Here is a 12,387-nt window from a genome sequence, read left to right on the forward strand (position 1 = left end):
TCGGGCTCCGCGGTCCGCACCGCACTGCCGGTGCTCGGAGCGCGTCCATTATGAGCGCGGAAGGCGCCCCTCCCGCCCGTGGCGACCCCCGTGACCCGGCCGAATCAGCCGCTCCCCACCCGCCGTTCGCCCGTGGCCGGAGCGCCCGCCGCCCACTTGGCAGCCGATACCCCGTGTGCGACGCTCCGTCCTGAAACACGGCACGGCACGCCCCTTCTCGAACGGACCGACCGCGTACGGACCGCCCCTGTACGGACCGAGGAGACCCGGCATGACCACCGACCGCACCCTCTACCGGACCCCGGCGGACGCCGTGGCCGGGCCGCCCGAAAAGCTCGCCTACGTCGTCGGGTTCGACCGCTCGGCCCGCCGACCGGACGCGCTGTTCGTCCTGGACACCGACCCCGGTTCGGCCTCGTACGGCCGGGTCACGCACATGACCGAGGTGCCCGGACTCGGCGACGAGCTGCACCACTTCGGCTGGAACGCCTGCTCCAGCGCGCTCGCCCACGAGGGCCACCACTCCCCCGAGCGCCGCTACTTGCTCGCGCCCGGCCTGCGCTCCTCACGGCTGCACGTCTTCGACACCCACCCGGACCCGGCCCGGCCCCGCCTGGTGAAGGTCGTCGAGGCCGAGGAACTCGCGGCCAAGGCGGGCTATTCGCGACCGCACACGCTGCACTGCGGCCCCGACGGCGTCTTCCTCTCCTGCCTGGGCGGCGCCGACGGCGCGGACGGGCCGGGCGGCGTGGCGCTGCTGGACCACGAGACGTTCGCGGTGCGGCGCGCCTGGGAGAGCGACCGCGGCCCGCAGCGCCTCGCGTACGACGTGTGGTGGCACCTGGCCCACAACACCGCCGTGACCAGCGAGTGGGGCACCCCCTCGATGATCGAGGACGGCGTGGACCCGGACCTGCTGCTCGGCCGCGGCTACGGACACGCCCTGCACTTCTGGGACCTGGACACCGGCCGCCACCGCCGCCGGGTGGACCTGGGCGACGAGCACCAGATGGTGCTGGAGCTGCGCCCCGCCCACGACCCGCGCGCCACCTGGGGGTTCGCGGGCGTCGTCGTGAGCGTCGCGGACCTGTCCGCCTCCGTGTGGCTGTGGCACCGCGACGGCGGGGAGTACACCGCCACCAAGGTCGTCACCCTGCCCGCCGAGCCCGCCAAGACCGAGGACCTGCCCCCGGCCCTCAAGCCGTTCGGCGCGGTGCCGCCGCTCATCACCGACATCAACCTGTCGGTCGACGACCGCTGGCTGTACGTATCGGCGTGGGGCACCGGCGAGCTCCTCCAGTACGACGTCGGCGACCCCTTCCGCCCCCGCCGCACCGCGTCCGTGCGCCTCGGCGGCATCACCGGCCGCCGCCCGCACCCCGCCGCGCCCGACGTCCCGCTCACCGGCGGCCCCCAGATGGTCGAGCTCAGCCGCGACGGCCGCCGGGTGTACCTGACGAACTCCCTCTACGGTTCCTGGGACGACCAGTTCTACCCGGACGGCATCGACCCCTGGCTCGTCAAGCTCGACGCGGACACCGAGCGCGGCGGCCTCCGCGTCGACGAACGGTTCTTCCCGCACGGCGAGGAGTTCCGCGGCCTGCGCGTCCACCAGACCCACCTGGAGGGCGGCGACGCGTCGTCGGACTCGTACTGCTATCCCTGACCGGCGTGCATCCGGGACAGGTACGCGTACTGGCTGGGCAGCCGGGACACGAGGTCGCGGGCCTGGTCCCGCAGCAGCTGGAACTCCTTCCTCGCGCGGGCCCCGTCCATCAGTCCCAGCACGGGCGCGGACCGCAGCGGCACGCCGCCGAGGCCGATCAGCATCGACAGGTAGGAGTAGCACTCGAAGCCGTGGTAGCGCGGGAAGACGGTCTCCGGCGTCGGCAGCTTCGACTGCCACCCCTCCAGCCGCTCGGCGAGCCCGTCCGGCACCGGCCGGGTCTTGGCGTCCCGCCAGTACGCGTTGTCGGCGCGGGCCGCGGCCCGGTAGTGCAGCGCCAGGAACTCCCGTACGCCGTCCTTGGAGTCGGCGACGACCCGGTTGTAGGAGTCCCGCAGCCCGGGGTCCCAGCGGGCGTCCGGGAAGTGCTTGACCAGCTCCTCGACGCCCTGCTGGATGAAGAAGATCCCGGTCGATTCGAGGGGCTCGACGAAACCGCTGGAGAGCCCGATGGCCACGCAGTTGTTGACCCACGAGTCGCGGCTGCGGCCGACGCGCATCCGGATGTGGTTGGCCTCCAGCTCGGCGGCCTCGGGCCCGGCGAACTCCCGCAGGGTGCGCTCGGCCTCCTCCGGCGAGCAGTAGTCGGAGGCGTAGACGTAGCCGGTGCCGATCCGCCCGTACAGCGGGATCGTCCAGATCCACCCGGCGTCCTGCGCGGTCGCGGTGGTGCAGGGCCGCAGCCCGCGCCGCTCCATGTCGACGGGGACGCGCAGCGCCACCGCGCGGTCGTTGGGCAGGGTGTCCTGGTAGGAGATGAAGGGCTCGCCCAGCGCCTCGTTCAGCAGCATCCCGCGGAAGCCGGTGCAGTCGACGAAGAGGTCGCCGGCTATCTCCCCGTGCTCCTGCGTGGTGATGTGGCTGATCCAGCCCCGGTCGTCCCGTACGACCTCCAGGACGTCGTCCACGACGTGCCGGGCGCCGCGCGCGGTGGCGTACTCGGCGAGGAAGTCGGCCAGCAGCGACGCGTCGAACTGGTACGCATAGGGGAATTGGGTGTCCTGCTCGGAGAGGCTGGTGCGCTCCGGAACCGCTCCGTCGCCCGCCGTCTTCTCCACGTAATCCTGCTCGAAGAGTCTTCCGTTCAGATAGCGCGGTGATCTCTCGGCGTCGCAGATCGCGGACATCAGGAACACGTCCTGGTCGAACCGGTCGCCGGGCCCCGAATGCAGCCACCAGTCCGTCAGCGGGAATCCGTCGACCACCCTCAGCCGCTCGAAGGGGTGGTAGAAGTAATGCCCCTCGGCCCGCCAGTTCTCGAACCGGATGCCCAGCTTGTACGTGGCGTTGCAGCGCGGCATCCACTCGTTCTCGGTGAGGCCGAGGTAGTCGAAGTAGTGCCGGACGGTGCTGAACGTGGCCTCGCCGACGCCGATCGTCTTGATCCGGTCGGATTCGACGAGGGTCACCGAGATATTGCCGCCGAGCGCGGCCCGCAGATACGCGGCCGTCATCCAGCCGGACGTGCCGCCGCCGACGATGACTACGCTGGATAGCATGTGATTCCTCCGCTACGAGTGGGATTCTCGTACTCTGCGGGCAGTTCCTATATTTCTTCGGTATTCAAGGGAATTCGCCGTTACGCATGCGGCGGCGGCCCTCACACCCCGGCGGCGGTGCCGGTGGCCGCGCGCGGCGCGCCGGCCGCCGCCGTCCAGTCCGCGAACTGCCGCAGCCCGTACAGCAGGGGCCGCGGCGGCGCGTACCGCGTGATCCGGGTGACGCGGGCGAACACCGCCAGGTGGTCGCCGAAGGCCGCGGTCTCCTGGAGCCGGCAGTCGGCGCCGGCGTGCGCGGCCTCGTACAGATGCGGGCCGAGGCCGCCGGGCGGCACCCGCCACGCGGTCCGCGCGAAGCGGTCGGGGGCGCCCGAGGCGAACAGCCCGGCAGTGTCCCGCGCCTCCTCCTGAAGCAGGTTGACGGTGAAACCCCCGGTGGCGAGCAGCGCCCGCAGGGTGTGCCGGCCGCGGCCGACGCACACCAGCAGCGTCGCCGGGTCGAGGGCGACGCTGCACAGGGACGTACAGGTCATGCCGTACGGGGCGGCCGCGGCGTCCAGCGCGGTGACGACGCCGACGCCGGTCGGGAAGCCGGCCATGAAGGGGCGCAGATCCACCCTCTCCGGGCCGTCCGGGGCGGTCGCGGGGGCCGTCGGGTCCATCGGGTCCATCGGGTCCATCGGGTCCATCGGGTCCATCGGGTCCATCATGCGGGGCTCCTGTCCGGTAGGCGTCACAGGGTGCGGAGCCCGCCCATACCGCCGCTATACGGCCGCCGCCGGGTGCGCGTATAGGCAATGCATAGCCCGCGCCGGAACGATCCGGCAGCGTGCCCGCGGCCACCGGGCGCCCGCCACACCCAGGAGGCAGCCATGACCACCGAAACCCCCGCCGCCGGTCTCGGCGACACCGACAAGGAGCGGATCAAGGAGATGGTCTGCGATGTGCTCGAACTCGAAGTGGACGAGGTCAGCGACGTCAGCCTGTTCAAGGAGGAGCACGAGGCGGACTCGCTGGGCGCCATCGAGATCCTCGCCAAGCTGGAGCGCACGTACAACATCACCCTGGAGCAGTCCGAGTTGAGCCGCATGGTCAATCTCTCGGGCGTGTACGCCGTGGTGGCGGAGGCGCGGAGCCGGTGAACGGGGCGCGTGGGGACGGTCCGCGTACGGACGGGACTCGTACGGGCAGGTCGCGTACGGGCAGGTCGCGTACGGGCAGGTCGCGTGCGGACGGGCTGCGGGCAGACGGCACGCGGCGGGTGGTGATCACCGGGCTCGGCGTGGTCAGCAGCATCGGCACCGGCGTCGAGGAGTTCGCGGCCGGGCTGCGCGCGGGCCGCAGCGCCGTCAAACCGATCACGGCGTTCGACACCGCGGGCTTCGACTACGCCAACGCCTGCGAGATCACCGGCTTCGACCCGGAGCGCTGGCTGCGCGCGGCGCGCCCCGAGGAGCTGGGCCGGGCCGCGCAGTTCTCGGTGGCCGCCGCCCACATGGCGGTGGCCGGCGCGGGGCTGCTCGCTGAGGACCTGCGCCACCGGCGCGTACTGGTGTCGGTCGGCACCACCGACGGGGAGTCGCGGGACCTGGACCATCTCACCGCGCTCCAGGTCGAGTCGGGCGACGAGCACGGCGACCCGGTGGTCGCCCGGCGGGTCGGCTCCGCCCGGCTGTCCTCGGCCATCGTGCGCGACCTCGGCCTGGAGGACGTCGAGGCGGTGACCGTGCCCACGGCGTGCGCGGCCGGCAACTACGCCGTCGGCTACGGCTTCGACGCGATCAGCGGCGGCGACGTGGAGGCGGCGCTGTGCGGGGGCGCGGACGCGCTGTGCCGCAAGACGTTCACCGGCTTCTACCGGCTGGGCACCATCGCGCCCGAGGTCTGCCGCCCCTTCGACGTCGACCGGGAGGGCATCCTGACCGGCGAGGGCGCGGGCATCCTGCTGATGGAGAGCCTGGACTCGGCGGTGGCGCGCGGCGCCCGGATCTACGCCGAGGTGCTGGGCTACGGCCTCAGCTGCGACGCGCACCACCCGGTCGCGCCCGACCGGGACAGCATCGCGCGGTGCGTCGCCGCCGCGCACCGCGACGCGGGCATCCGCCCCGAGGACGTGGACTTCATCTCCGCGCACGGCACCGGCACCAGGGCCAACGACGTCACCGAGGCGGGCGCGATCCGCCAGGTGTTCGGCACGGACCTGCCGCGCACCATCTCCATCAAGTCCATGATCGGCCACACCATGGGGGCCGCGAGCGCCCTGGCGGCGGCGGCCTGCGCACTGGCCCTGACCGAGGGGTTCGTGCCGCCGACCATCAACCACGGGCGGACCGACCCCGAGTGCGGGGTGGACTGCGTGCCGAACACGGCCGTGGCCGCCGATCTGCGGGTGGTGCAGAACAACGCGCTGGCCTTCGGCGGCAACAACGCCGTGCTGATCCTCGGCCGCGCCCCGACGGCCACTCCGCAGACGACCGCCGGCCCGCTGCGACACCGGCCGCCTGACACCTGACACCCGGAGATCCGACCTTCCCGCCTACCCCGCCGCAATGAAGAGTTGAGGAGCCATATGGCCACCGAGGAGAGCCGCGCCCTGGTGATTTCGGGGTGGTCGGCCGCGTCGCCCTACGGGCTGGGGCGCGAGGCGTTCGGCGCGGGGCTGCGCTCCGGCCGCACCGCGCTCGCCCCGCTGGACCGGCGGGCGTGGCCGGGCCCGTACGACACTGCCGGGCTGATCCCGGACTTCGACGTCCGCGCCGTGCTCGGCAAGAAGGGCACCCGCGCCATGGACCGGGTGACGGGCATCGCCGTCGTCACCCTCGGCATGCTGCTGGAGCGGTACGAGCCGGGGCTGGGCGAGGACCCCGAGCGGGTGGGGCTGGTGCTCGGCTCCTCCGGCAGCGTGCAGAGCATCATGGACTTCACGCGCGACGCGCTCACCGGCGAGAAGCCGTACCACGTCGACCCCGCCCTGTTCCCCAACACCGTGCTCAACCGCCCGGCCGGGCAGAGCGCCATCCGGTACGGGCTCAAGGGCCCCAACACCACCCTGTCCGGCGGCGCGCCCACCGGCCTGCTGGCCCTCAACTACGCGTCCCGGCTGCTGCGCCGGGGCCACGCCGCCCTGCTGCTGTGCGGCGCGGTGGAGGAGTACTCGCCGCAGCGCGCCCGGCTGGCGTGGGCCGCGAGCCGGGAGGCGACGCCGGAGCCGCTGGGCGAGGGCGGCGCGCTGTTCGTGCTGGAGCGCGCGGCGGGCGCGCGGGCGGCCGGCCGTCCGGTGCTGGCCCGCGTCGCCGCGTCCCGCTTCCGGGCGTTCACCGCCCCGGACCGGGCCGGGGCGGCCCTCGCGCACTGCGTCGAGGACGTGCTCCGCGAAACCGGCACGGCGCCCGGCGACGTCACCCTCGTCGCGCCGTCCCAGCCCCCCGGCCCGCTCGGCAAGCAGGAGGCGGCGGCGCTCACCGAGACCGTCGGCGACCGGGCCGAACGGCTCTGCACCCGCCCGCTGTTGGGCGACGCCTACGCCGCCGCCGCGGCCTTCCAGACCGCCGCGGTGCTCTCGGCCGCCGAGGACCGCGCCGCCCCGGCCGCGCTGATCACCTCCGTGGACCCGGACAGCGGCGTGGGCTGCACGCTGCTGACCGGCGTCGGCGGACGCCCGTGACCGCCCCCGACCGCGACCCGGCGCCCCGGCGCGCGCGGGTCGGGAGGAACCCCATCGTGACCCAGCCCGAAGCGTCCGCGCCCGCCCGGCCCGTGGCCCTGGTCAGCGGCGGCTCGCGCGGCATCGGCCGGGCCGTCGTCGAGCGCCTCGCCCGCGACGGCCACGACGTGGCCTTCTGCTACCGCAGCGACGAGCAGGCCGCCGCGACCGCCGCCGGCCTGGCCCGCGCCCACGGCGCGCGCGTCCTGGCCCGCCGCGTCGACGTCACCGACCGGGCGGGCGTACGGGCCTTCGTCAAGGAGGCGGAGGCGGCGCTGGGCCCCGTGGACGCGCTGGTCACGGCCGCCGGGATCGTCCGGGACAACCCGCTGGTGCTGATGGACGACGCGGAGTGGGACGCGGTGCTGCGCACCAACCTCGACGGCACGTACGCCCTGTGCCACGCCGTCGCGTTCTCCATGATGAAGCGCCGCACCGGCGCCGTCGTCACGCTGTCCTCGGTGGCGGGCACGTACGGGCAGGCGTCGCAGACGAACTACTCGGCGGCCAAGGCCGGGATCATCGGCTTCACCAAGGCGCTGGCCAAGGAGCAGGGCCGGTCCGGGCTGCGCGCCAACGTCGTCGCGCCCGGCTTCATCGACACCGACATGACCGCGTCGCTGGACGCCAAGGTGGCCAGGGAGATGCTCGGGCGGATACCGCTGCGCCGGTTCGGTCGGCCCGAGGAGGTCGCCGCGCTCGTCGCGTTCCTGCTCTCCCCGCATGCCTCGTACGTGACCGGCCAGGTCTTCCAGGTCGACGGCGGCATCGCGCTGTGACCGCCCGTACGTACCGGCCCGCCCCGCCCGCCGAAGCCAGGAGAACCCCCATGCCTACAGCCTTGCCCACGACCGGCCGGCGACCGGCCCGCTTCTACTTCAGCCTGCGCAGCCCGTACTCCTGGCTCGCCCTCCACGACCTGCTGCGCGACCGCCCGGACGCCGCCGACCGCCTGGAGTGGCGGCCGTTCTGGGAGCCGGACGCGCTCAGCGGGAAGCTGCTCGCCGAGGCGGGCGGCGCCTTCCCGTACACCCCGATGTCGCGCGCCAAGCAGTTCTACATCCTGCGCGACGTGCGGCGGCTGACCGCCGAGCGGGGGCTCGCGGTGACCTGGCCGGTGGACGGATCGCCCTGGTGGGAGGTGCCGCACCTGGCGTGGTTCGTCGCCGAGCGGCACGGTCTGGGGCGGGCCTGGATCGAGCGGGTCTCGCGGGCCCGCTGGCAGGAGGGCCGCGACATCTGCGACCCGGCGGTTGTCGGCGAGCTCGCCGGGGAGCTGGGCATCGACCCCGGGGAGGCCAGGGGCGCCGTCGACGACCCGGACGTGCGGGACATGGGCGTACGGGCACTGCTGGACGTCGACGCGGACGGGGTCTTCGGCGTCCCGTTCTTCACCCGCGGCCGGGACGCCTACTGGGGGCTCGACCGGCTCCCGGCCTTCCTCGCCGCGCTCCCCGTGCCCGAACCGGACGGCGCGGCGGAGCTCGTCGCGGCGGGCCTGGGCGCGGTGGACGCGGGACACGCGGGAGGCTGCGGATGACCGGCGGGGGCGAGCGCGCGGGCCGTCCGCTCAGCGCCGTGCAGCGCTCGATGTGGACGGCCTACCGGGTGGCGCCCGGCTCCAGCGCGTACAACATCGTGATGCCGCTGCGCGTCCGCGGGCCCCTGTCCGTACCGGCCCTGGAGCAGGCGGTGGCCGATCTGGGGGCGCGGCAGGCGCAGTTGCGGTCGTCATTCACCGAGGCCGACGGGGAACCGGTGCGGCTGGAGCGGCCCGAGCCGTTCGTGCGGCTGGAGGTGCGGGACGTGCCGGGCATCGGCCTGCCGGAGCTGTACGGGGCCGTGCGGCGGGCGGGCGAGGAGCCGTTCGACCTGGAGGGCGGCGGGCCGTTCCGGGTGGTGCTGCTGCGCCGCGCCGACGACGACTTCGCGCTCGTCACCTCCGCCCACCACATCGTCGGCGACTTCACCTCCCGCTGGCTGCTCGTACGCGATCTGCTGCACGCCTACCGGGGCCGGGCCGCCGGCACCGACCCCGGCCTGCCCGCGCTGCGCGGGAGCTACGAGGACCACGTACGGGAGGAGGCGGAGTTCCTGGGCTCGCCCGCCGGGCGGCGCGCCGCCGCCTACTGGCGGGACGCGGTGGCCGGTACGAGCGCGGCGGAACTGCCGCTGGACCGGCCGCGCCCGGCGCTGCCCTCCCACCGCGGCGACACCGTCCGCCTGCATCTGCCCCTCCCCTTATCCGACGAACTGATGTCGAGCGCAAAGGAGTTGGGCACCACCCCGTACGCGCTGCTGCTGGCCGCCTTCCAGGCGCTCGTGCACCGCTGGACCGGCCGCACGGACTTCCTGCTGGGCGCCCCCGCCACCAACCGCATCGGCAAGGAGCGCCGGAACGTCGTCGGCTGCTTCCTCAACACCCTCCCGGTACGGGCCCGCACCGCACCCTCGGACTCGCTGCGCACGCTCGCGGCGGCGGCCGAGCGCGAGGTGCTGGGCGGCATGCTCCAGGTCCGCCACCCCTGCACGCTGCCGCCGGCGGACGGCGCGGCGGCGGGCGCGGGCCGGGCCCCGCTCTTCCGGATGGCGGTGTTCCTGGTCCAGCTGGGCCGGATGGACCCGCCGGTCCCCAGCGTGCCGCGCGGCGCTCCCGAAGGCCCCCCGATCGGCTTCGGCGGCCTCGGCCTCGCGCTGATCGACGTGCCGCAGCAGGAGGGCCAGCTCGATCTGATGGTCCGCCTGGAGCACGGGGCGGACGGGCTCACGGCGGTGTTCAGCTACGACACGGACCTCTTCGAGCGGGCCACGGTGGAGCGGCTGGCGAGCGCGTACGAGCGGTTCGTACGGGTCGCGGCCGAGGCCCCGGACACCGCTGTCGGGGATGTGGAGCTGCTGGCCGGGGACGAGCTGGCCGCGCTGCTGGCCCTGGGCGCGGGCGACGGGGCGGGCGAGTACGGGTGAGGGGCCGCCTGTTCAAGCGCCTCGCGGCCCGTTCGGCGGGCGGTGAACTACTCTGAGGTCGCATCAGATCCGGTACTCAGCGAAGGCAGCGACACGTGACGCGATCTCTCCGGGCGGTGATCGCCGAGGACAACCCGCTGCTCCGCGAGGGGCTCACCGGGGTGCTCACGCGCTTCGGCCACCAGGTCGCCGCGGCCGTCGGCGACGCGGAATCGCTGCTGTCGGCCGTCGCCGGGACGCGCCCGGACATCGTGGTCACGGACGTCCGGATGCCGCCGACCCAGACCGACGAGGGGCTGCGGGCCGCGCTCGACCTGCGCCGGGCGACGCCGGAGCTGCCGGTGCTGGTGCTCAGCCAGTACATCCAGCGCACCTACGCGTCCGAGCTGCTGGACTCCTCGGGCGGGGTGGCCGTCGGCTATCTGCTCAAGGAGCGGATAGGCAGGCTGGAGGAGTTCATCGACGCGCTGCACCGGGTCGCGGACGGCGGCACGGTGGTCGACCCGGCCGTCGTACGGCAGTTGCTCAGCCACCGCCGCGATCCGCTGGAGCGGCTGACGGCGCGCGAGCGCGAGGTGCTCGCGCTGATCGCCGAGGGGCGGTCCAACGCGACGATCGCCCGCACCCTGGTGGTGAGCGAGGCGGCCGTCGGCAAGCACATCAGCAGCATCTTCATGAAGCTGGACCTGCCGCCGACGGCGGACGGACACCGACGCGTCCTGGCCGTACTGGCGTATCTGCGCAACTGACGGCGGCGCGCGGCCCGCCTGCGCGCGGCTCAGGGGCGCTCCGCGGCCCGCTCCTCCCCGGCCCGGCTCCGGCCCCCGGCCCGGCGCGCGGCCCGCCAGGCGGCGGCCCACAGCAGGATGCCCAGCGGCAGTTCGGCGAGCCACGCGATCAGCAGCGCCTGCGCGTAGTCGAGGCCGACCCGCGCGGTGACCGTGTCGAACCACGCGTCGACCAGGAACAGGGTGCCGGCGCCGGCCGCCGCGGCGGGGAGCATCGGGTGCTGCCGGCGGGCGAGCACCGCGGTCGCGAGCAGCCCCGCGACCTGCGCGACGTCCAGCCCGATCCACGCCAGCGACCAGCGCCGCACCACGTAGTCGCCGCTCGGCATCGTCACCGCCAGCACCACGATCCACCCCATGAGCAGCACCGCGCAGAGGGTGAGCGCTCTCGCCGTGCGCGTCCCCGCCGCCCGCGGCGTCCCCGTCCCGTTCGTCATGCGCTGGATCGTACCTCCGGCCCAAACGCGCCTGGCGGCGGCGAAATTGAACGGATAACGAGCGAAAAGCGGCCGTGCCTAGCGTGTGGCAGCGCCGCCGCCCACCGCCCGGCCCGGCAGCGGGCCGGCGCCCGACTCGGACGAGAACGAGGGAACCCCATGGACTTCAGCCTGTTCTACTTCGCCAACGACAGCGCGGAGCCGGGCGACGCCGGACGGTACGAGCTGATGATCGAGGGCGCGCGGTTCGCGGACGCCCACGGCTTCACGGCGGTGTGGACGCCCGAGCGCCACTTCCACCAGTTCGGCGGGCTCTACCCCAACCCGGCGGTGACGGGGGCCGCGCTCGCCGCCGTCACGGAGCGGGTGCGCATCAGGGCGGGCAGCGTGGTGGCGCCGCTGCACCACCCGCTGCGGATCGCCGAGGACTGGTCGGTGATCGACAACCTGTCGGGCGGCCGGGCCGGGGTCTCCTTCGCCTCCGGTTGGCACCCGGTGGACTTCGCGATCCGCCCCGAGGCGCACGCCCACCGCAAGGAGGCGCTGACGCGGACCGTGCGGGACGTGCGCAGGCTGTGGCGCGGCGAGTCGATCACCACGCCGGACGGCAACGGGGCCGACGCCGAGGTGCGGATCTTCCCGCCCGCCGTCCAGCCCGAACTGCCCTGCTGGATCACCAGCGCGGGCAGCGTCGAGACGTTCCGTACGGCGGGCGAGCTGAACGCCGGGGTGCTGACCCACCTGCTCGGCCAGGACCTCGACACGCTGACGGGGAAGATCGCCGCGTACCGGGAGTCGCTGCGCGAGCACCACGGGCCCGACGCGCCGGGCCATGTGGTGCTGATGCTGCACACGTTCCTCGGCGAGGACACCGAGGCCGTACGGGAGGCGGTGCGCGAGCCGCTGTCGGGCTACCTCAAGTCGTCGTTCGGGCTGATCTCCGGGACCATCGCGCCGCGGGCCGGGTCGTTCGACCGCGGCGGCATCGAGGACGCGGACGTGGACTACCTCGTGGACCGCGGCTTCCAGCGGTTCTTCGACCGGCAGGGGATGTTCGGGACGGTCGAGCGGGGCCTGGCCGTCGTCGAGCGGCTGGAGCGCGCGGGCATCGACGAGGTGGGCTGCCTCATCGACTTCGGGGTACACCCCAAGGCAGTGCTGGAGAGCCTCGCGTTCCTCGACGACGTGCGACGGCGCAGCGCCCCGCAGGCCGGCTGAGGCCCGTACGGAACGCATTCCGCGCCCGGGGATTCCTGTGCGGGAGTTCCCG

Annotated in this window: 12 protein-coding genes; 9 read left to right on the plus strand and 3 right to left on the minus strand. The window is 74.0% G+C overall.

The genetic code is table 11. The features are described 5' to 3' along the window. The first annotated feature begins 271 nt into the window (after positions 1 to 271). On the plus strand, positions 272 to 1,666 hold the full coding sequence (locus AB0I49_RS03090) for a selenium-binding protein SBP56-related protein (RefSeq protein ID WP_363225053.1): 1,395 nt from the start codon (positions 272 to 274) through the stop codon (positions 1,664 to 1,666). Here the strand turns inward: AB0I49_RS03090 and AB0I49_RS03095 are convergent. Both AB0I49_RS03095 and AB0I49_RS03100 read right to left on the minus strand, forming a co-directional pair. Beyond that, positions 1,657 to 3,225, minus strand: a complete 1,569-nt coding sequence (locus AB0I49_RS03095) for a tryptophan halogenase family protein (RefSeq protein ID WP_363225054.1) — start codon at positions 3,223 to 3,225, stop codon at positions 1,657 to 1,659. The genes AB0I49_RS03090 and AB0I49_RS03095 overlap by 10 nt on opposite strands. Before the next feature lie 101 nt (positions 3,226 to 3,326). Next, positions 3,327 to 3,935, minus strand: coding sequence for a flavin reductase family protein (locus AB0I49_RS03100; RefSeq protein WP_363225055.1), 609 nt, complete (start codon positions 3,933 to 3,935; stop codon positions 3,327 to 3,329). Positions 3,936 to 4,097: 162 nt separating this feature from the next. On the opposite strand from AB0I49_RS03100, the gene AB0I49_RS03105 reads away from it, so the two are divergent. The 7 genes from AB0I49_RS03105 (at position 4,098) to AB0I49_RS03135 (ending at position 10,641) form a co-directional block, all read left to right on the plus strand. After that, positions 4,098 to 4,367, plus strand: coding sequence for an acyl carrier protein (locus tag AB0I49_RS03105; protein ID WP_363225056.1), 270 nt, complete (start codon positions 4,098 to 4,100; stop codon positions 4,365 to 4,367). A gap of 95 nt (positions 4,368 to 4,462) precedes the next feature. Beyond that, positions 4,463 to 5,737, plus strand: coding sequence for a beta-ketoacyl-[acyl-carrier-protein] synthase family protein (locus AB0I49_RS03110; RefSeq protein WP_363225430.1), 1,275 nt, complete (start codon positions 4,463 to 4,465; stop codon positions 5,735 to 5,737). Between the two features lie 57 nt (positions 5,738 to 5,794). After that, positions 5,795 to 6,889 (plus strand): beta-ketoacyl synthase N-terminal-like domain-containing protein, encoded by a 1,095-nt coding sequence (locus tag AB0I49_RS03115; RefSeq protein WP_363225057.1) that lies wholly within the window; start codon positions 5,795 to 5,797, stop codon positions 6,887 to 6,889. A 56-nt stretch (positions 6,890 to 6,945) separates the two neighbouring features. Beyond that, positions 6,946 to 7,707 carry a 3-oxoacyl-[acyl-carrier-protein] reductase gene (gene fabG / locus AB0I49_RS03120; protein WP_363225059.1) on the plus strand — a complete coding sequence of 254 codons (762 nt, stop codon included), beginning with the start codon at positions 6,946 to 6,948 and terminating at the stop codon, positions 7,705 to 7,707. Between the two features lie 50 nt (positions 7,708 to 7,757). Then, entirely contained in the window at positions 7,758 to 8,468 is a 711-nt protein-coding gene (locus AB0I49_RS03125) for a DsbA family protein (RefSeq protein ID WP_363225060.1), read from the plus strand. Further along, positions 8,465 to 9,892: a condensation domain-containing protein gene (locus AB0I49_RS03130; RefSeq protein WP_363225061.1), complete on the plus strand. Its 1,428-nt coding sequence runs from the start codon at positions 8,465 to 8,467 to the stop codon at positions 9,890 to 9,892. The genes AB0I49_RS03125 and AB0I49_RS03130 overlap by 4 nt, the downstream gene beginning before the upstream one ends. A 95-nt stretch (positions 9,893 to 9,987) precedes the next feature. Next, positions 9,988 to 10,641, plus strand: a complete 654-nt coding sequence (locus tag AB0I49_RS03135; protein WP_363225062.1) for a response regulator transcription factor — start codon at positions 9,988 to 9,990, stop codon at positions 10,639 to 10,641. Positions 10,642 to 10,670: 29 nt separating this feature from the next. On the opposite strand, the gene AB0I49_RS03140 is transcribed toward AB0I49_RS03135, so the two are convergent. Continuing rightward, complete coding sequence (locus AB0I49_RS03140; RefSeq protein WP_363225064.1) at positions 10,671 to 11,117, minus strand: hypothetical protein; 447 nt, start codon at positions 11,115 to 11,117, stop codon at positions 10,671 to 10,673. A 159-nt stretch (positions 11,118 to 11,276) separates the two neighbouring features. Here AB0I49_RS03140 and AB0I49_RS03145 point away from each other — a divergent pair, with 159 nt between their 5' ends. Next, positions 11,277 to 12,335: an LLM class flavin-dependent oxidoreductase gene (locus AB0I49_RS03145; protein ID WP_363225066.1), complete on the plus strand. Its 1,059-nt coding sequence runs from the start codon at positions 11,277 to 11,279 to the stop codon at positions 12,333 to 12,335. Positions 12,336 to 12,387: the final 52 nt, after the last annotated feature.

This window comes from Streptomyces sp. NPDC050617 (assembly GCF_040654795.1).
Taxonomy (GTDB): Bacteria; Actinomycetota; Actinomycetes; order Streptomycetales; family Streptomycetaceae; genus Streptomyces.